We start from the raw sequence: 19422 nt of genomic DNA, 5'->3' as shown, positions 1-19422 counted from the left end.
AGAGCGAAACCATAAGCGGCCGTTACCGCAGCAACGGATATGTACTCGGTCTGATCCAACATCCTGGTCGGCTGTCAGGCCGCCTTCGCAGGCAAGCCAGCTCCCACAAGGGTTATGCATTCCAACTTTGAAATGCATTCAACATGTGGGAGCTGGCTTGCCTGCGATGCTTTTAGCGATCGGCAAACCGCTGCAAAAACTTGGTGTGCTGCCGATGCGCCGCCTCCTGCACCACCGGTGCCAACCGCACCTTCTCCCCCGGCAAACACTGCGCCAGCCGCGCCAAGGATAAAGGCGTCAACGCGCCCAGCCGCGGATAACCGCCGATGGTCTGCCGGTCATTGAGCAACACAATCGGCTGCCCATCCGGGGGCACCTGGATCGCGCCCAACGGAATCCCTTCGGAAATCAACGACGGCCCCTGGTACTGCAACGGCGTGCCGAGCAAGCGCATCCCCATGCGGTCGGCGCGGCTGTCCAGCGCCCATTCGGTGTTGAAGGCGTCGAATAAACTCTGCCCGCTGAACTGGCCGATCTGCGCGCCGATAATCACGTCCAGTGAGGCACCGGATTGCAACTCCGGCTTGGCCAGCACCTTCATTGCACCGCCCGTACCGGAATAAGCCAACCGCCCGCCTTCGGCCAATGCCTTGCCGAAACCGTCCACCCCGCCCAACGCTTCGCGCACGACCGTGGCACAACTGCCAAGTACAGTCGGGGCATCGAACCCACCGGGCGCCGCCAGATAAGCGCGTGCCCCATTGAACGGCTGGGTGAAGCGCAGTCGCTGGCCCTTTTGCAGGATAAAACTGCGACCGGGGCTTATGGCGCGCTCATCGATATAGGCGCCCAGGTCTGCACCGGCCAGTGCCAACAGGCAATAATCCTCGGCCTGCACGGTAAAACCACCCAGGGTGATCTCCACCACCGGCGCATCCAGGGCATTGCCCAAGAGCCAGTTAGCCCAAGACATCGACACCCAGTCCAGTGCGCCGCCCTGGGTTACACCCAGGTGGCGCACGCCAAAACGCCCGGCGTCCTGCAACAGGCACAGCGGCGTGCTGGCCTCGATCATCAAGCGGCTCATGCCTGCGCCTCCAACGGCGTGTCATCGCCACCCAGGTTGACGAATTCGGTGTGGCTGACCGGGGCGAAGCGCACCGTGTCGCCGGGCTGCATCAGGCTGTAGCCGTCGCGCGCACGGTCGAAGAGTTTGGCCGGGGTGCGGCCGATCAGGTTCCAGCCGCCCGGGGACACCACCGGGTACGCAGCAGTTTGCCGTTCGGCGATGCCGACGCTGCCAGCGGCCACGCGTTTGCGCGGTGTGTTGAGGCGCGGTGTGGCGAGCATTTCATCCACCAGCCCCATAAAGGCAAAACCCGGCGCGAAACCAAGGGCGAACACCTGGTATTCATGGGCGCTGTGGCGGCGGATCACGTCCTCTACCGTCAGCCCGCTGCGCTGGGACAACAGCGTCAACTCCGGGCCGACGCTCAGGTCGTACCACACCGGCAGCACATGGCACTGGCCGCTGCCCTGGGCCTGGGGTTGCAGGTCCGTCAGCGCAAGGTCGATCAGCTCCCGAGCCTGTGTCGGGGTCAGCTCCCTGAGGTCGTAATGCACCATCAAGGTGGTGTAGGACGGCACCAGATCCACCAGCGCCGTGCCGAACTCTGCGCGCAAACGCTGCGTGGCAGCGAGCATCCACGGCATGTTGGCCTCGGCAATCACCTCAAACAGACGCACCATCAGGCAGTCGATGGCCACCACTTCAATGCGTGGCTTCATGCTGTCTGCAACGCTTGGCGGATACGCTGCACCGCGGCCACCGAGCTGGCGTTGTCGCCATGCACGCACAAGGTATCGGCCTGCAAGGCCAACGGGCTGCCGTCGCTGGCGACCAATGCCGCGCCACGGGAAATGGTCAGGGCCTGCTGCACGATAGTGTCGCTGTCGTGGTGCACCGCGCCGGGCAACTGCCGGGAAACCAGATGGCCCTTGCTGTCGTAGGCGCGATCGGCAAAGGCTTCGAACCACAGGGTCACACCGTATTCGTCACCCACAGCTTGGGCGGCGCTGTTGTCACGGGTAGCCAGCAGCATCAGCGGCAGGTCGCCGTAAGCGGCCACGGCCTGGATCACCGCACGCAACTGCGCGGGGTTGGCCATCATGTCGTTGTACATCGCACCGTGGGGTTTCACGTAGCTGACGCGTCCGCCCTGGACCCGGCAGATGCCGTCCAGCGCGCCGATCTGGTAATGCAACAGGTCCTGGATTTCCTGCGGCGTGTAGTTCATTGACCGTCGGCCAAAGCCTTGCAGGTCTTGATAGGCCGGGTGAGCGCCCACTTGCACGCCATGCTTGAACGCCAGGCTGACGGTCTTGCGCATGATGCTCGGGTCGCCGGCATGGAAACCGCAGGCCACGTTGGCGCAATCAATGAACGGCATGACTTCGGCGTCCAGACCCATGGTCCAGTTGCCAAAGCTTTCGCCGATGTCGCAGTTCAGTAGCAGGCGGCTCACGGTGGTCGCTCCTGTAGGTTTTGTTTTTTTGTAGTGTGGGATTTATTACACAGAACTCGCAACTTGTCCTGGCACCCCAACGACGCTTATCGTGGAACGGCTCGATTTTTGGCGCTTGCCCGGTGCGACGTCCAACTAATAAAAACCGATCCATGCATAAGAAAAAGTTGATCCCATGAATTTGAAGTTCCTCGAAACCTTCGTCTGGGTGGCCAAGCTCAAGAGCTTTCGCCTGACTGCCGAAAAGCTGTTCACCACCCAGGCCTCGATTTCCAGCCGCATCGCCGTGCTTGAAAGCGAGCTGGGGGTGAAGCTGTTCCTGCGAGACTCCCGGGGCGTGAGCCTGACCCCGGAAGGCTTGAAGGTGCTCGATTATGCCGAGCAGATGATGGTGACCATGCAGGGTTTGAAACAGTCCCTGGAGACCACCAGCAGCAAGGTCGGGCGCATTCGGATCGGCGCGATGGACACGGTGATCCACACCTGGCTCAGCCCGCTGGTGGCAGAACTGATGAAGCTGTTCCCGCTGGTGGAAATCGAGCTGGTCGCCGATACCGCGCTGAACCTCAGCGATCAGTTGCAAAAAGGTTTTCTCGACCTGATCCTGCAAACTGACCTGCTGCGCCTGGAAACCGTGCGCAGCCTGGAACTGGCCAGCCATCCCATGGCCTGGATCGTCGCCAGCCACTCGATTTACAACCGTGACTACGCCTCCCTCGCCGAACTGGCCCAGGAGCGCATCATCACCTACTCGAAAAACTCCCACCCGCATCAGGACGTGCTGAGCCTGATGCAGGCCAATGGCGTGGCCGCGCCCAGAATGAACTGTGTGAACTCGGTGTCGGCAATTACGCGATTGTTGCGTGACGGCTTCGGCATCGGTGCCCTGCCGCCGGTGCTGGTCAGTGAAGAGCTGGCGCGGGGGGAATTGGTGATGCTGCCGATGGCACAGCGCCTGCCGAACTTGCAGGTGGTGGTGTCATGGCGCGTGGGGGTGGAGTTGGTGGAGGAAATTGTGGGGCTGTGCCAGAAAGTGGTGGCTCGCTATGCCGAGGAAGTCGGTGCAGAACGCATGCAACTGCATAAACCCGATTAAAACTGTGGGAGCAGGCAAGCCAGCTCCCACATTGGACCGAGTCGGCCCTGACTTATAGGCCCTTCAAGTCCCGCTCTTCGATCGGACGGCTCTGACGCAAGCGCCGGCCACCCAGCACTACCCAGTCGATCAGGCGATACAGGCACTCGATGCCGAACGACAACAGCATCGCCCCGCCCAAGCCCCAGCCCATGGCTTCGGGCGTCAGCAGAATCTGGTAACTGTAGCCATTCCAGGTTTCCAGGCGGATATCCGGGTCGGCGGCTACGGCCACTTGCAGGGCGCGGATGTACCACGGGCCCTGCATGGCCTGGAATTGCTTGTCCAACTCAAGCTGGCGATCAAGCATCGCGCCCAGGCTGCTGGCGTCGCTCTGGAACACCGGGTCATCGCTGGCGCGGTAATGCGCCACCAGCGCTTGCATGTCACCGTTGAAGAACTGCTGCGCGGTGGACTCAAAGCCGCGCAAGCCAGTCTGTGCCTCAATCAAGTGGGCTTCGACGCGCTTGGCGTAATCGTTGATAAACCCCGGCACTTGCACGCCGACCAACAAGCCAATGGCAAACAGCACCAACCGCAGATAGCTGAGCAACATGGTCGATTCCTTATTCGGTAACGCCCTGGCTGACGCATTCACCGCGTCGCCACAGGCTCCATTGGCCCGGTTCGTAGCGGGTCCAGTTTTCGTTGTCGGTCAAAGGCTCGGTGGCGATGACGGTTACCACGTCATTGGGCGTCGTTTCGGCCTGAAAATCGACGATCACGTCGACATCTTTCAGGCGTGCGGGGCCAAACGGCGCGCGCCGGGTAATCTGCGCCAGCTTGGTCGAGCAGTAGCAAAACAGCCAGTCACCGTCGCTGAGCAAGCAGTTGAACACGCCCTTGCTGCGGTATTCGGCGCAGGCGGCGATCAGGTCCGGCAGCACGTGCTCGATGTCCACAGGCTCAGGGAAGGCTTCGCGCACGCGGTTGAGCAGGTCACAGAAGGCCGCTTCGCTGTCGGTATCGCCGACCGGGCGGTAAAACGTGGCGCGCGGGTGGAAGTCGGCCAACTGGCCGTTATGGGCAAAACACCAGTTGCGGCCCCACAGCTCACGCACGAACGGATGGGTATTGGCCAGGCTGACCTTGCCCACATTGGCCTGGCGGATATGGCCGATCACCACTTCGCTCTTGATCGGATAGCGCTGCACCAACAGCGCCACTTCAGACTCACTGCTCGCGGCCGGGTCCTGGAACAGGCGCAGGCCACGGCCTTCATAGAAGGCGATGCCCCAACCGTCGCGGTGCGGGCCGGTACGCCCACCGCGCTGCATCAGCCCGGTAAAGCTGAACACGATATCGGTGGGGACGTTGGCACTCATGCCCAATAATTCACACATGCCAGGGCTCTCGCTGCAGGGGCAGTCAACGTTTAAAGGCGCGGCTCGACCCGCATACCACCAGCAGGCGCCGGGCGACGGAACGGTTCGTCGTCTTCCGGCTCGGCGGCCAAGGCGGCATCTGCAGCAGCCTTGCGCTCACGGCGAGCGTTGGCGGCGCGTTCGATGGGCCAGCGGATCAGCACAAACACGATGTACAGGGCAAACACGATCATCGTGTACATGAACAGATCGGAGATCGCCCGCCAGGCGTTGTTGCCGACCTTGAGCACCAGGTCCAGGGCGGTAATGGCCACGGCCGGCGCAAACTGGGTCTTGACCGGGTCGACGATGGTCGGGCTCAGTAACAGCACCGCCATCAGCAATTGCAGCGGCTCGCGCAGCCAGCGCCAGACCCAGCGGGTCATGCGCCACCACACTAACAGGCAGCCCAAAGCGGCGAAGGCGTAGAGGCCCCAAGCGGTCAGATAGTCGTTCTCGGTCATGGTGTCCATGGCAAGGCTGGCAAAGAGGCGGCTATGATAACGGCTTTTGCGTGTCGCGGCTGCAATGCCGGCCACCGTCCGCCAGATAGGGAATTATCCATGCCTATTTCCACCGCTCCGATTGCCCGCAAGGCCCCAGGCGCAGACCCCTACGCCTGGCTGCAGGAGCGCGACACCCCTGAAGTGCTCGATTACCTCAAGGCGGAAAACGCCTGGCAGGAAGCCCAGCTCGCCGACCAGCAGGCTTTGCGCGAAACGCTGTTCGATGAGATCAAGGGCCGCATCCTCGAAACCGATCTGTCCCTGCCCTCCCCCTGGGGCCCGTACCTGTACTACACCCGCACCACCGCCGGCGACGAATATGCACGGCACTATCGCTGCCGCCGCCCGGCCGATGACAGCAACCAGGTGGACGAGAGCAGTGAAGAACTGCTGCTGGACCCGAACGTATTAGCCAATGGCGGCTTTTTCTCCCTCGGCGCGTTCAGCATCAGCCCCGACCACCAGCGCCTGGCCTACAGCCTCGACACCAGCGGTGAAGAGATCTACACCCTGTACGTGAAGGAATTGGCCACCGACAAGGTCAGCGAACTGGCGTTCGACAACTGCGACGGCAGCATGACCTGGGCCAATGACAGCCTGACGCTGTTCTTCGGCGAACTGGACGACACCCATCGCCCGCACAAGCTGTATCGCTACCGTCTGGACGGTACGGCGGCGCAGGAAGTGTTCCACGAGCCCGATGGCCGTTTCTTCCTGCACTGCTACCGTTCCAGCTCCGAGCGCCAACTGCTACTGGCCCTGGGCAGCAAGACCACCAGTGAAATCTGGGCGCTGGATGCCGATCAGCCGCACCTGGCCTTCACCTGCCTGGCGCCGCGGGTCGAGGACCACGAATACGATGTCGACCACGGCAAGCGTAACGGCGAGTGGACCTGGTTTATTCGCAGCAACCGCGACGGCATCAACTACGCGCTCTACCTCGCCGCCGATACCGGCACGCCGCCTACCGAGGCCGACTGGCAGAACCTGATCCCTCACAGCGACGAAGTCATGCTCGACGGCGTGAGCCTGAACGCCAGCGCCATGACATTGAGCCTGCGCATCGGCGGCCTGCCGGTCATCGAGGTGCACCCCGAGGGTGTACCGGCTTATCGCGTGGAATTACCCGACGCCGCCTACAGCCTCTACGTACAAAACAGCCTGGAATTTCCAAGCGACAAAATCCGCCTACGCTATGAGGCCCTGAACCGTCCCGCCCAGGTGCGTCAGCTAGAGCTGGCAAGCGGCGCGCAGGTGGTGCTCAAGGAAACCCCGGTACTCGGCACATTCAACGCCGACGACTACGTCAGCCAGCGCCTGTGGGCCACCTCTGCCGACGGCACCCAAGTGCCCATCAGCCTGGTGGTCAAGCGTGATCAACTGGGTAAACCCACCCCGCTGTATCTGTACGGCTACGGTGCCTACGGCTCAAGCCTGGACCCATGGTTCTCCCACGCACGCTTGAGCTTGCTGGACCGAGGGGTCGCGTTTGCCATCGCCCATGTGCGCGGCGGCGGTGAGCTGGGTGAAGCCTGGTACCGCAACGGCAAGCAGGAACACAAACAGAATACCTTCAGCGATTTTATCGCCTGCGCCGAACACCTGATCACCGAGGGGCTGACCACTTCCAGGCAACTGGCGATCAGCGGCGGCAGTGCCGGCGGCCTGTTGATTGGCGCGGTGCTCAACCAGCGCCCGGAACTGTTCCAGGCGGCGATTGCCGAAGTGCCGTTCGTCGATGTGCTCAACACCATGCTCGATCCGGAGCTACCGCTGACCATCACCGAGTACGACGAATGGGGCAACCCCGAGGAACCCGAAGTGTATGCGCGCATCAAGGCTTACGCGCCATACGAAAACGTCAGCGCCCAGGCGTACCCGGCCATGCTGGTGATTGCCGGCTACAACGACAGCCGCGTGCAGTATTGGGAGGCCGCCAAGTGGGTGGCCAAGCTGCGCGATACCGCCACTTCAGACAACCTGTTGCTGCTCAAAACCGAGCTGGGCGCCGGCCATGGCGGCATGAGCGGGCGCTACCAGGGATTGCGTGACGTAGCGCTCGAATATGCGTTTGTGTTCAAGGCGCTCGGGCTGATCTAGGCACTTGATGGAGCGGGCCCGTCTGAACGCAGGACCGCCTTGACTGTTTTAACCGCCGGGCGTCTTCGGCTTGCTGTCGTTCTGCTGCAGGCCGGGGACAGTCTGGTCCTTGGGCGGCGTGGGCAACACGATGGGCACCAACGGTGGCGTACCGTTCGTCTTGGGCGTGGCGGGCGGGCTGACTTGAGGGTACAACGTCGGGGTCGGCGTGCCCGGCGCGCCTGGGGTTGGTGCGGGCGCGACCGGTACGGTTTGCAACTCCTGAGCCTGCGCCGCAGCGGATATGAGCGCGCTCAATACAATGACCGTTAGAATGCTGCACTTCATCGATGGCTCCATGGCCTGACCGGAATGCCTTAAGGCTACTCCCAACTGCGCAAGAATGCCCTTCCCAATGAGATTTCCATGAAACGTTTCGTTCTGCTGGACACTACTCCGATCCCCGACAACGGCGGCGCCTTGTGCCTGTTCGAGTATGGCGAGGACTTCGTCATCAAGATCCAGGGCGGTGACGGCGGCCAGTTGATGAACACGCGCATGCACGGTTCCGAAGACGCCCTGGCGGAGATTCCCTGCCGCAAGGTCGCCGGTCGCCCCAACTCACGCGTGCTGATCGGCGGCTTGGGCATGGGCTTTACCTTGGCCGCGGCGCTCAAGCATTTGGGCAAGACTGCCGAAGTGGTGGTGGCCGAGCTGGTGCCGGGGGTCGTGGAATGGAACCGTGGGCCACTGGGAGAAAAATCCGGGCGCCCATTGCTGGACCCGCGCACGGTGATTCGTCTGGAAGATGTGGCCAAGGTGCTACAGGCCGAGCCCCAGGGCTTCGACGCGATCATGCTTGACGTCGACAACGGCCCCGAGGGGCTTACGCAAAAGGCCAACAGCTGGCTGTATTCCGCCGGTGGCCTGGCCGCCTGCGCCAAGGCCCTGCGGCCCAAGGGCGTGCTCGCCGTGTGGTCGGCCAGTGCCGATAAGCTGTTCAGCGACAAACTGCGCAAGGCCGGTTTCAAGGCTGAAGAGGTTCAGGTGTTCGCCCATGGCAATAAAGGCACGCGGCATACCATCTGGATTGCAGAAAAGCTGAAGAGTTGAATCACCCCCTCCCACATTTGACCTGCGGCGTCAGTTAAGGGATTTGCGGTAGTCGATCACGTACGGCACTTTCTTGTCGAAGGTCTTCTCCAACTCGTCGCGATCCAGCTGGGTCATACCGCCCAACTGCCGGGCAGTGAAACCGCTGTCGCCGACCATTGCCCCCGGCGCCAGGCTGACCATGCGCTTGGCCACAGCCTCGATGGCGTCCTTGTAGCCGCCCTTCTTGTTCAGGTTGTACTGGCCCAGATCAATCTGCGTGCGCAGCCAGTTGCCCCAGTAGAACTCGAGAAATTCCGGCGCAATCGCACCCTCGCTTGGCTTGCCGTAGGCGGCCTTGCGGGTGAAATACACCAGGCTGCGGAACGTGTCGTCCTGCAGGTTCTTGAAGCCCAGGTGCGCTGGCAGTTGCTCCGCTGGCAACGCCTGGCCTCGGTTGTCCTTGAGCCAGACCTTGCGAGCCGCTTCCATCCGCTGCCAGAACGTGGCGAGGTTAGGGCTGGCACTGAAGTCGTTGGTGACCTTGACCCACATTTTCAAGCGCGGGCCAGCGCCGGGTGTTTCCCACAGGGTGGTGAAACTGTGATGACCATCGGTCAGGTAAAGCTGGCCGCCGGGACCCACCACCACGGTTTTCATATCCTGCGCATAGGTGCCGACCGGGTGCTTGCAGGTAAAGCTGTCGGGCCTTAGCAGTTCGGCGTTTTTCGGCACCTGGTCAGCCTCGCCCTGGCCGTTGGTTTCGCAGTACTCATCGAACGCCTTGGCCGGCTTGTCGGCGAACAGCCCCAGGCTGTAGTAGATCTGGTCGAACCCCACCACGGCCTGGGTGGGGTGCAATTGCTCCAGGGCCACCTCGATCACCTGCCCGGGTTGCGGCGTCGACAACGCCTGGGCCTGAGCGGTAACCACACAGAGCACAAGCCCGAGAGTCCATGAATGCAGACGCATAAATTTCAAATCCTTATCAGTCAGTGAAGCAATCCCTAGGGGTGATTTTCAGCGTAAGCGGCTAGAATCAACCTTATCCGTGACCCACCAAATAGCCAGGAGCCATGATGAGCTCGACCAACCCGCCCTCCCACACCGCCAAGCTGGACCGCATCCTCGCCGATGCCCAGCGCGACCGCGAAATGGGCTACCGCGACAAAGCCTTGAAGATGTACCCCCACGTGTGCGGCCGCTGCGCCCGTGAATTCGCCGGCAAGCGTTTGAGTGAACTGACCGTACACCACCGCAACCATAATCATGATGACAATCCCCAGGACGGCTCCAACTGGGAATTGCTGTGCCTGTACTGCCACGACAACGAACACTCGCGCTACACCGACCAGCAGTATTTCGGCGAAGGCTCCACCAGCAGCCCGAGCATTGCCAAGGCGACGCACAACCCGTTTGCGGCGCTGGCGGGGTTGATGAAGAAAGACGACTGAAGATCGTCCTTGTCTGTACTGGCCTCATCGCAGGCAAGCCAGCTCCCACATTTGGAATGCATTCCCCTGTGGGAGCCGGGCTTGCCCGCGATGACGATCGCCCAAGCACTGCATACACCCAGGCCGTATAATCGCCGTTTTTCTCCAAGGCACCCTTCCCCGTGGGCAATAAACGCTACAGCTGCATCGGTCTGTATAACCCAAAATCCCCCGAAAACGTCGGCTCGGTGATGCGTGCCGCCGGCTGCTACGGCGTGGCCTCGGTGTTCTACACCGGCGTGCGCTACGAGCGCGCCCGGGACTTCATCACCGACACCAAGAAGGTCCACCACGACATTCCGCTGATCGGCATCGACGACCTGAAGAAGATCCTGCCCCTGGGCTGCATCCCGGTTGCCGTGGAACTGGTGGAAGGCGCCCGCCCGCTGCCTGAATACACCCACCCCGACCGCGCGCTGTATATCTTCGGCCCCGAGGACGGTTCCCTGGACAAGGAGATCCGCGACTGGTGCGAAGATGTGGTGTACATCCCCACCACGGGCTGCATGAACCTGGCGGCCACCGTCAATGTGGTGCTCTACGACCGCCTGGCCAAGGGCAACAACACCCGTTCGGGCCCCAAGTACTGATTCTGCGGGAACATCGGGCACCTGCGCGCAGTCAGCTAGTAACACTAGCCCTTGTTGGAGACAGATCATGAGCGACAGCAAAATTTTGCAACCTATCATCGAAGCCACACCGTTGAAGCCTCAGCCTACCCAGAACGTGCATGGCTGGGAGCGCATCGGCTCAGTGGCGGGCGGCGTGATGATGGTCGGCAAAGGCCTGCGCCGCGGCGGGATTTTCGGGCTGATCCAGGTGGCGATTGGCGGCGTGGCACTGGCCCGTGGCTTTACCGGGCACAGTTCGCTCAAAGACAAGCTGGAGCAGGGCCGCCAGGAGATGAACAGCGTGCGCACGAAGATCGAGCGGGCCGGGGAAGAATTGAAGAATTTGAAGACCAAGGCGGAAGTGGCGGCGCAGAAGGCTGTGAAACCCAAAACCTGACCTAAGTAATTGGACATGCTGGAGATTCAAATGTGGAAGGGGGCTTGCACCCTCCCACATTTTGAATTGCACAGGGCTTGGGATCAGCGCAGCAGTTTGCTATCCAGTACCACCGACGACTCGCCGATTACGCTTTCAGCCAACTGAACGAACTCTTTGGTGTTGATGCTGTTCACCCGCATCACCGCCTGCGCCAGATCATCCAGGGAGCGCTTGTTGTGGGTTTTCACGCGGATCTCGCGGTCCAGGTCCTGCAACACCAGTACTGCCCGCGCTACACCAGCGCTGCCGATTTGCTCGCCCCTCAGCGTGGTGACCGCCTTGCTTTCTTTGGCCAGGCGCGCCTGGATCGCCGCATAACGCTCATCGGTGAGGCCCCCGGCACGTCGCACCAGTTCAATCGCGTAATACTCCCCCAGGCCCTCGCTGATCCAGTCACTGCTGTCGTGGTCGTTGAAGCGCCCGATGGCCTGCACCACCTCGCGCAGCAACGGGCTGCTGCCATTTTCGCTGACCAGTGGCGTACGGCTGTTGAGGTAGATCGAATCGTGCGACGCCCAGGCACCGCGGCGCATCGGGTCACTCGCGCCGACGATCAATAATTTGGCGGGATGGCGTGGGAACGCAGCGTCCACCTGCGGCCACACAAACGTCAGCAGCGTCAGCACGTCCATGCGGCGCATGCCCTGCCCCTTTGGCGAGGCCACGGTGACCTCGGTTTCACCCAGGCGCAGGCGACGGCTGCCGAGGTTACCGGCGAGCATCCAGCCGGTGGGGCGGTCGAACAGGCGGGACACGTTGTCGATGCGGAATTTGTTTTTGCCAATGCGCGGCCAGGCGGTTTCGACGCTCTTCCAGCCCGCGGGCAGTTCGAACATCAGGCGCGAGACCAATTCAATGCCATCTTGCTGGTCCAGGCGCGCAGCCGGCACCAGGTCTTCACCGCGCAATAATGCCCAATTGGGCGTGGCCCGTGTGTCAAAGGTGCCCGGCTTGCGCGCGTGGGTCAGGCGCACGCGGTAGGTCAGGCTGGCCTTGTCGGCGCTGGGCTGCCACACACCACGGCTGCCCGTGACTTGCCATTGGCCGTCGGCCTTGAAGTCGCTGTAATCGCCACTGCGGCCCAGGTCAAAGTCCAGGCTGCGCACCGCCGAGCCTTGGGACAGACTGACGCGCACCTCGGCCTGCTCGCTCTGGGGCAGCAGCTTGACGTGATAATCCAGGTCAACCTTCTTAGCGCACCAGCCCGGCCCGCTCAGGGCCAGCAATACCAGGGCCGCTGCCAACTTGGCTGCCACCTTCATACACACTCCTTTGTTCAGCCTGCACGGAAGATCAGGTAATCCTCCCAGTCGTCCTCTGGCACGCTGCCTTCGCTGAGCATGCGCCCGGACTGGGAAATGCGTTCATGGTGCACGGCATCGCGGTCGCCGCAGACCAGGTGGTGCCAGAGCGGCAAATCCTTGCGCTCGCTGACCAGGCGATAGCCGCAGGTTGGCGGCAGCCATTTGAACTGGTCGGCCTGGCCGGGCGTGAGCTGGATACAGTCCGGCACCGAAGCGCGGCGATTGGGGTAATCGGTGCACTGGCAGGTTTTCAGGTCGAGCAGTTTGCAGGCGATACGCGTGTAATAGACGCTGTTGTCGTCTTCATCCTCAAGCTTTTGCAGGCAGCACAGGCCGCAGCCGTCGCACAACGACTCCCACTCCTCCTGGTCGAGGTGCTCAAGGGTTTTGCGTATCCAGAAAGGTTCGACTTTGGCGGCCATGGCTCAACATCAGTATCAGAAGGTGAAAAGGCCGCCAGTCTAGTGCCCAAGCCCGTTACGGCCAAGCGCTTACGACTGACGGTGTTGCAAGACTTGTCAGGCCTGGGTTGGCGCAGTAGTTTTGAACCCCGGCTTTTTTCATCAGGATCTGTCCATGAGCGATAACCCACGCGTTGCCGATTACCCGATCCATACCCAATTCACCGAACGCTGGTCGCCCCGCGCCTTTACTGGCGAAAGCATCCCGCAAGAGACGTTGCTGAGTTTCTTCGAAGCCGCACGCTGGGCACCCTCGGCGTACAACTCGCAGCCGTGGCGGTTTCTCTACGCCCGCCGGGACACGCCGGACTGGGAGCGTTTCCTGGGCCTGCTGAATGAGTTCAACCGCAATTGGGCGCAGCACGCGTCGGCCCTGGTCATCATCGCGTCGAAAACCGACTTCATCGCCCCCGGCGCTACAGAAGAAACCCCGGCGCTGTGGCACACCTTCGACACCGGCTCGGCCTGGGGACACCTGGCGCTGCAAGCCAGCCTCAGCGGCTGGCACACCCACGGCATGGCCGGTTTCGATCAGGAGCTGACCCGCAAAGAGCTGAAGATTCCACAAGGCTATGCGCTGCATGCGGCCGTAGCGGTGGGTAAGCTGGGTGACAAGTCGAGCCTGCCGGAATACCTGCAAGGCCGTGAAGCGCCGAGCCCGCGCAAACCGTTGAGCGAGCTGGTATCAGAAGGTGATTTCCGCTTATAAGGCCCGACGAAAGCTGCACCTGAGCAGTGCAGCTCTATCGGAAAGGGATCAGGTCTCTGGATCTTTTTTGATTGCAATATCGGGTATCGGTTGATAGTACGGGCCGTAGTCCATCAGCAATTCATCACCTTTCTTGATGTGTTTATTTGCCACGAAGAACGTCAGATTTTTCCCAACGCTGATGGACACCACATTGTTTGTTTGCCACACCGGCCCGCCGCGCAGCTGAGAGGTGTTGACCAGGCTCAGCGTATTGCCGCTATTCAATGCACTGACCGTACGTTCACGCGAGCGCGTGCCGAACAAGTAGGTCAAAACCGCACGCGAACCTTTTTTGCGCTCCTCCTCAAACAGGGCAACTTGATTGGGGTAATACTTTCCCGAGTACGGGCCCAGCACTTCGAATCTGGGGATATCTCGCCGCGCAAACACCGAAGCACCACGTACCGGCCCTTCGTCATCCAGCGGTGTCATCACCTCCAAGGTGTCATCAAATCGAGTGCCGTGCTGCCTCTCGGATCTTAACCAGTCTTTTATCGACTCTTTAATCTGACTGCCGACCGAGTTTCTATCGGCTGCACTCATACCATCCAACAATTCATTCCAATAGGTAATCCGAATATCGTCAATAGCCCCCTCCAACTCCCTGGTCAAGCTGATTCCGGGATTTCTCGGGTCCTGTAGGATGGGCAAGGAATTATCGATTTGATGGGGAGCCAGAGTACGAACGTACATGACACCTGGTTCAGTCTTGATGCTCGGGCCGGCTGCCGATGACGGCTCAGGTACCTGTGCCTGTTGCTTCACGACTGGGGCAGTTTCAGGGCGGGGCATCGACAGGTCCAGAGGTTCCTGCTGCGATGGTTCAACGAAATCAGACGCAGGCCGCTTTCTACCTGGGAGTGCGGGAGGGCTTGTACTTGTACTTGTACTTAAAGTGCCCGTACTCATGGGTGACACGGCAGGTGGAATGCGACCGACACGCCGTACAGCCTCCGTGGTGAGGGACCCATCGATTCGAACAAACCAGGACCATTCGAGCGGGCTGAGATTGTGCTGAGCCTGAAAAGCCGCCGGCGTGACTTTATTGCCAGGCTGTTGGGCAAGCTGGCTCCATTGCTGCAAATGCGTATCGGCGATCTTGGTGTAAGTGCCGCCAGCAGCCTTGAAAAACAGCGCCTGCGCCGCAGGCCCCACACTTGCGTCCTGCCTTGCGTGGTTTCGAAAATCACCTAAATCAAGATTATACCGAGCGGCGAAACCCTGCATGGTCACCGTGTCGCGTGCCTGCTGAGTCATCCCTTGCCATTCAAGAAGATGATCCGGTCTGATTGCAAACGCCGGTGTCCCGTTAGGGCGGTCACGCACGATCTTGCCCACATCACTCAAGCCACCACGGCCATCCAGGTAATACGCGAAGGTCGGCGGATGGATTTTATGTTGTCGGGCGAAACCTCGGACAGTGATCTTCTGCTGCTCTTGAGGGGACAGCGCTTCCCAGGCCCGGAGGTGATCGGCGTTAATGATCACACCGCCTTTGCTTCCCAGGCGCTGCCATTGATCGCCGTGCACCTGCTGGACCAGCAACTCGGTTTGCCGATTGTTGTGATAGATCCGCGCCTGGACAACACCCTCTTGCGTACGTGTCACTTGGCGAACTTCATACACCGCCGTCCGCCCATCACTGTCGATATGACGAATATGTGACAAATGGCCATCGGCAGCCACGTAAAGCCCCTGACTGTTTCGTACAAGCCCGGCGATTTTCGACTTGGGGGCCTCATATCGACTGAATGCGGTGTTGCTCAGCTCCACCCCTGATTCGATGTATGCGGTGCCGGCCAGGCCATCCACAGCGTGGATATCAGGGGTAAAACTGTCGAGCGGGCGCCCATAGGCGCGCATCGTGTCGCTATCAAAGGCATACCATTTGCCATTGTGCAGCACAGCCCCCCCTCTGACCCTGTCGCCTGCCACGTTGAAGGCCCCCGTTGCCGCGTCTCCGTACTGCTTGCTGGCAGCCTTGAGCACGTCATAACGACCCGCCGTGCCCCTGAGCTGCTTGAGTTGCCGGCGCACATAACTGCCGCCTTTGGTCGCCAACCGACCACCGCCCACCAACAGATCTCCAACGCCGCTCAACGGGTTGAGGGCATCTACCATGGTAGCTCCGACAAACCTTGCAGCCTTGGCCGCATGGCGTGTCGATGACAAGGCTTTACCCAGTACCTTGCCTGTTTGCGCAGCCTTGCCGACCCCCACGGTGAGCAGCCCGACGACATCCAGAGCCAGATCAAAGAGGCCTTGCCCGACGTTACCCTGGCGAAAATTGACGATGGCCGAGCGTAGCGGGATGAGATTCAGGAAGAACTCGCCAATCGCCTCGTTGCGGCTTCTGTCCTGATCATAGGAAGTGGTTCCCCTGGCCTCATTCAATAGATCATCGTTTTTCAGGTCGAGGGCCTTTACAAATACGCGGGCGATTGCATGACTGCGCGCAGAGTTGAAGCTGTCAGGCAGCACCGCCTCATCAGAGACAGCCTTGAACTGCCGAGCGCCGACATCATCGTGGGGCTTGAACGGCGCGGTTCTCGTAAGGATATCGGCATCCCGTTCATCCATCTTGTGAGAGGTGAAAGGGGCAGTGAGGCGGCGTATCCGATAATTCCTTTTTTCGATCACGCCCCGTCGGGTGTCAATCAGATAGACATTGGTTTGCCCATTCCTGGTGGCCTTCATCTCCAGGGTGTGGCCTCTGGTACGCAACATGGGCGGGCTAAATAAATCAGGGGCAACTGTATATTGGTTGGTATGGAAGAATTCCAACTCGCCGTATTCGAGGTTCTGACGATCTTCCAGCGGTAACGCCGAGATCAGGTGTCGGACCAAGCCTTGGTGGGCTTCTTCATGGGTGTTGATAGCCGCATCGAACGCGGTCTTGAACGACGCGGCAACACTCAATTTCCCCGCCCTGCCAAGGCTGCAAACTTTATCGATGGGCAGACGCTTGTCATTGCTGATCCAATGATCTTCAGCCCCGAGCGGGGTGCCTTCCATGACGATATCCAGCATCGAGCGCATACCGGGATAGAGACCGGGCCGCCCTTCTTTCAACCTGGCCTTCTGTATAGTTTTGACCTCAAACAAGCTTGGGTCCAAGCCGGGAAACGCCTCTTCAAGCAGAACCAAGGCATCCGCCCTTCGACTGGGGATCGGCGTTTGCAGCACAGCGCTGGTGGTTTTTATAGAACTCAAGTGACTGTTAAAGGCCACCCTTACACGCTCCATTGCATCCGCCGAAGGCGTCTGATCAGCACTGAAGAGGGGATCGTTAACCACGGCCCAGTCCCTCAATGCCTGATAATCGATCTGTTGGCTGACGTCTTCGTCGCTCTCAAGCTGCTCAGCAGCCAGCAAAACCTCGGCATACTCCATGCCCAGCGTACAGCCAGGGGTGCGTGCTTCGATCCTAGCCACCGCCATCGCCAAGTGTGTCCAGAGCACGCTGGCGTAGGTCACACTGGCAGGAATATTCTTGATCAGAAACTGCGGCGCTATCCTGGCCAACAGCAGAGAGGCACACAGGTTGGCGGTTTGCGCGGTGGCCCGGCCGTTTTCAATCAAGTGTGTAGCCAGCCTCTGAATCACCGCCGACGCCGTTTGCCCCCAGTGTTGACGGCTTGCCAGATCAAACCCGGCGACGGTGTCGCGGGCAGGCGTGACCAGGGACTCCGGATCAAGTCCAAGTTGGATCGCCGTTAACACATAATCGCTGCTGTCGACGCCCGCAGGGATGCCGTCCAGCCTGGACCGAATGGCATGCCCCAGCGCCATGGCCTTGGGCGAACCGAGCAGTTTTTCCATCGCCAGCACCGGCGCCTTCAGATCCGCTTCAGACACCGAGCTTTCGCTGATCAAATAGCCCAGGGCACCTTTCGCGCTATCCGCCAACGGCAAGCCTGGCAACCCACTGCTGTTGCTTTGCATCAGAGTGATGATGCTGTTCTGGTCTTGAAGGGGCATCTGGACGGGCCACGACAACCCGCCACCGAGGTTGCCCAAAGGATGAACTCTCGCCCGTTCGGCAATCATTTCCTGCAGGCTCGTCAACGCCTCCAGGGTTTTCGGAACCTCTGTGCCACTGCTGGACAAATAAGACTCAAGGCTGACCACTCGGTTGGCAGACAGTGGTTGCGCGGCCGGATCGGCAGAGTTGTCACACACGTACATCGTTGTGTTTTTGAGCTGCGATGCCAGCGCACTCTCCATCTGCGCTCTGGATAGCGCTGGGGTTTGAACGAGTTGCCGGTTCAAGTCCTGGATAATATTCTGCAACTTATCGGCCAGGGTTCGCCGGTTGCAGTGCTCTGCGAGCGCAGCATTAAGTGATTCAGGCTGTTTAATTGCGCGAATATCGACGGCGTGCACAACCTCTTCAGGAGGTTGGACAGCAGGGGTAACGGGCAAGCTGGAATGCGCGAGGGGGCGGGTATAACCCCCCGGCGAAGTGAGGGTATTCATAGGGGCTGTCCTTAGTCAACGAAGCGCTACCTGCGCTATCTGAAGTCCCTGGGTGGAAAATCAGAGAAGAAGGTTCCCTATAAACTGTCAGGCTTTATGTGAGTGACTATAGGTGAACGAGCACGCCCGGTTGCCAGGCGCCCTGGTCAATAGCCGCGCTCGAAATTCACTTCCCCGCGCAACGCTAGCTTGGCCTGGTAGGCGCGCACGTTTTGCACAAACAACGCCACCATCATCGACGGCGAGGTCGGTGCCGAGCTGTGACCGGTCAACAGCAAACCCCACGCGGTCCAGAACGGGTGGCGTTGCGGCAACGGCTCCTGACGGCACACGTCGATCACCGCGCCGGCCAGATGCCCTTCTTTCAGGGCCTCGACCAAGTCGGCATCCACCACCGCCACGCCGCGCCCGACGTTGATAAACAACGCCGTCGACTTGAATTGCTTGAACAACGCCGCGTTGTACACGTCATGGGTGTCCGGGGTATTGGGCAGCAGGTTGATCACGTAATCGACCTCGCCCACCAAGCGGCCCAACTGATCGAGCCCGGCCACTTCGATAAAGGGTGCCTGTTCCCGCGCCGTACTGGCGATGCCGTACAGCTTGACGCCAAAGGGCACCAGGAAATCAGCCACGCTTTTGCCAATATCACCCGTGCCGACAATCAGCGCCGTGCGCCCCGCCAGGCTCTGACCCATGCGGTTGTCCCATTTTCGCTCGACCTGGCTAACCAGCCGCGCCAGCACTTCGCGCTCATGGCCTAGCATATAGGTGAGGACAAACTCGGCCATGACCTGGCCGAAGATGCCAACCGCACGGGTCAGGCGATAGTCGCGGGGCAAGCCATCGGCCAGCAGCGGCGTGATACCGGCCCAGGTCGATTGCAACCACTGCGGGTGATGGCCCTGGCGCAGCAGCGTCGCCAGCAGATCGGGCTGGCCCAGCCACACCGGGCAATCGGCGGCCAGGCGCGAGAGTTCGGCCGAGTCACCGCTGGTCAGCACGTCAAGGTCCGGGGCGGCCTCCTTGAGCAGTTGGGTGTAGAGCGGGTGATCCTGTTCAGCAATCAGAACACGCATGGTTCAAACCTTTCAAAAACAATGCAGACGGACGCACGCATCCTTACGGCCACCGTCGTCTAATACGATTCCATTTAAAGCCTGTGCCCTGACACAGGCACTGA

The 19422-nt window shown here is 60.7% G+C and carries 19 protein-coding genes; 7 read left to right on the top strand and 12 right to left on the bottom strand.

What is annotated here, in order from left to right; genetic code table 11:
* Positions 1-172 precede the first annotated feature (172 nt).
* The 3 genes from PSEBG33_RS18960 to PSEBG33_RS18970 are packed head-to-tail and all read right to left on the bottom strand — an operon-like array spanning position 173 to position 2525.
* On the bottom strand, positions 173-1087 hold the full coding sequence (locus tag PSEBG33_RS18960) for a biotin-dependent carboxyltransferase family protein (RefSeq protein WP_005786119.1): 915 nt from the start codon (positions 1085-1087) through the stop codon (positions 173-175).
* Positions 1084-1788, bottom strand: a complete 705-nt coding sequence (gene pxpB / locus PSEBG33_RS18965; protein ID WP_005786118.1) for a 5-oxoprolinase subunit PxpB — start codon at positions 1786-1788, stop codon at positions 1084-1086. The genes PSEBG33_RS18960 and pxpB overlap by 4 nt, the downstream gene beginning before the upstream one ends.
* A complete protein-coding gene (locus tag PSEBG33_RS18970; RefSeq protein WP_005786116.1) occupies positions 1785-2525 on the bottom strand; it encodes a 5-oxoprolinase subunit PxpA in 741 nt (246 codons plus the stop codon). Before PSEBG33_RS18970 ends, pxpB begins: the two co-directional genes overlap by 4 nt.
* Before the next feature lie 175 nt (positions 2526-2700).
* On the opposite strand from PSEBG33_RS18970, the gene PSEBG33_RS18975 reads away from it, so the two are divergent.
* A complete protein-coding gene (locus PSEBG33_RS18975) occupies positions 2701-3621 on the top strand; it encodes a LysR family transcriptional regulator (RefSeq protein WP_005786115.1) in 921 nt (306 codons plus the stop codon).
* 52 nt (positions 3622-3673) lie between these two features.
* Here PSEBG33_RS18975 and PSEBG33_RS18980 read toward each other — a convergent pair whose 3' ends face one another.
* The 3 genes from PSEBG33_RS18980 to PSEBG33_RS18990 are packed head-to-tail and all read right to left on the bottom strand — an operon-like array spanning position 3674 to position 5563.
* Entirely contained in the window at positions 3674-4216 is a 543-nt protein-coding gene (locus tag PSEBG33_RS18980; RefSeq protein ID WP_005786113.1) for a DUF2937 family protein, read from the bottom strand.
* A gap of 10 nt (positions 4217-4226) precedes the next feature.
* Positions 4227-5003: a class II glutamine amidotransferase gene (locus PSEBG33_RS18985; protein ID WP_005786112.1), complete on the bottom strand. Its 777-nt coding sequence runs from the start codon at positions 5001-5003 to the stop codon at positions 4227-4229.
* Between the two features lie 32 nt (positions 5004-5035).
* The gene (locus PSEBG33_RS18990; RefSeq protein ID WP_032803366.1) at positions 5036-5563 is read right to left on the bottom strand and encodes a hypothetical protein; all 528 of its coding nucleotides are present in this window, start codon (positions 5561-5563) and stop codon (positions 5036-5038) included.
* A 24-nt stretch (positions 5564-5587) separates the two neighbouring features.
* On the opposite strand from PSEBG33_RS18990, the gene PSEBG33_RS18995 reads away from it, so the two are divergent.
* Positions 5588-7630 (top strand): S9 family peptidase, encoded by a 2043-nt coding sequence (locus PSEBG33_RS18995; RefSeq protein ID WP_005786109.1) that lies wholly within the window; start codon positions 5588-5590, stop codon positions 7628-7630.
* 48 nt (positions 7631-7678) lie between these two features.
* Here PSEBG33_RS18995 and PSEBG33_RS19000 read toward each other — a convergent pair whose 3' ends face one another.
* Positions 7679-7957 carry a hypothetical protein gene (locus PSEBG33_RS19000; RefSeq protein ID WP_005786107.1) on the bottom strand — a complete coding sequence of 93 codons (279 nt, stop codon included), beginning with the start codon at positions 7955-7957 and terminating at the stop codon, positions 7679-7681.
* Positions 7958-8035: 78 nt separating this feature from the next.
* Here PSEBG33_RS19000 and PSEBG33_RS19005 point away from each other — a divergent pair, with 78 nt between their 5' ends.
* Complete coding sequence (locus PSEBG33_RS19005) at positions 8036-8722, top strand: spermidine synthase (RefSeq protein ID WP_005786106.1); 687 nt, start codon at positions 8036-8038, stop codon at positions 8720-8722.
* Positions 8723-8752: 30 nt separating this feature from the next.
* Here PSEBG33_RS19005 and PSEBG33_RS19010 read toward each other — a convergent pair whose 3' ends face one another.
* Positions 8753-9673: a ParB/Srx family N-terminal domain-containing protein gene (locus PSEBG33_RS19010; protein ID WP_005786104.1), complete on the bottom strand. Its 921-nt coding sequence runs from the start codon at positions 9671-9673 to the stop codon at positions 8753-8755.
* A 107-nt stretch (positions 9674-9780) separates the two neighbouring features.
* Between PSEBG33_RS19010 and PSEBG33_RS19015 the strand changes: the two genes are divergently transcribed.
* The 3 genes from PSEBG33_RS19015 (at position 9781) to PSEBG33_RS19025 (ending at position 11202) form a co-directional block, all read left to right on the top strand.
* Positions 9781-10155: a YajD family HNH nuclease gene (locus tag PSEBG33_RS19015; RefSeq protein ID WP_005786102.1), complete on the top strand. Its 375-nt coding sequence runs from the start codon at positions 9781-9783 to the stop codon at positions 10153-10155.
* Between the two features lie 161 nt (positions 10156-10316).
* Complete coding sequence (locus PSEBG33_RS19020) at positions 10317-10784, top strand: RNA methyltransferase (RefSeq protein WP_003189607.1); 468 nt, start codon at positions 10317-10319, stop codon at positions 10782-10784.
* 67 nt (positions 10785-10851) lie between these two features.
* Complete coding sequence (locus PSEBG33_RS19025; RefSeq protein ID WP_005786098.1) at positions 10852-11202, top strand: YgaP family membrane protein; 351 nt, start codon at positions 10852-10854, stop codon at positions 11200-11202.
* Between the two features lie 83 nt (positions 11203-11285).
* On the opposite strand, the gene PSEBG33_RS19030 is transcribed toward PSEBG33_RS19025, so the two are convergent.
* The gene (locus tag PSEBG33_RS19030; protein WP_005786096.1) at positions 11286-12506 is read right to left on the bottom strand and encodes a hypothetical protein; all 1221 of its coding nucleotides are present in this window, start codon (positions 12504-12506) and stop codon (positions 11286-11288) included.
* Positions 12507-12520: 14 nt separating this feature from the next.
* The gene (locus PSEBG33_RS19035) at positions 12521-12970 is read right to left on the bottom strand and encodes a YcgN family cysteine cluster protein (protein WP_003172524.1); all 450 of its coding nucleotides are present in this window, start codon (positions 12968-12970) and stop codon (positions 12521-12523) included.
* A 154-nt stretch (positions 12971-13124) separates the two neighbouring features.
* Between PSEBG33_RS19035 and PSEBG33_RS19040 the strand changes: the two genes are divergently transcribed.
* Positions 13125-13718 (top strand): nitroreductase family protein, encoded by a 594-nt coding sequence (locus PSEBG33_RS19040; RefSeq protein ID WP_032803360.1) that lies wholly within the window; start codon positions 13125-13127, stop codon positions 13716-13718.
* Between the two features lie 48 nt (positions 13719-13766).
* Here PSEBG33_RS19040 and PSEBG33_RS29505 read toward each other — a convergent pair whose 3' ends face one another.
* Both PSEBG33_RS29505 and PSEBG33_RS19045 read right to left on the bottom strand, forming a co-directional pair.
* Complete coding sequence (locus tag PSEBG33_RS29505; protein ID WP_005786091.1) at positions 13767-18239, bottom strand: SET domain-containing protein-lysine N-methyltransferase; 4473 nt, start codon at positions 18237-18239, stop codon at positions 13767-13769.
* 146 nt (positions 18240-18385) lie between these two features.
* Entirely contained in the window at positions 18386-19318 is a 933-nt protein-coding gene (locus PSEBG33_RS19045) for a D-2-hydroxyacid dehydrogenase (RefSeq protein WP_005786090.1), read from the bottom strand.
* Positions 19319-19422 lie beyond the last annotated feature (104 nt).

Source organism: Pseudomonas synxantha BG33R (assembly GCF_000263715.2).
GTDB lineage: Bacteria > Pseudomonadota > Gammaproteobacteria > Pseudomonadales > Pseudomonadaceae > Aquipseudomonas > Aquipseudomonas synxantha_A.
The sequence above is the reverse complement of the archived record's forward strand: the minus strand, read 5'-3'. Positions and strand labels throughout refer to the sequence as shown.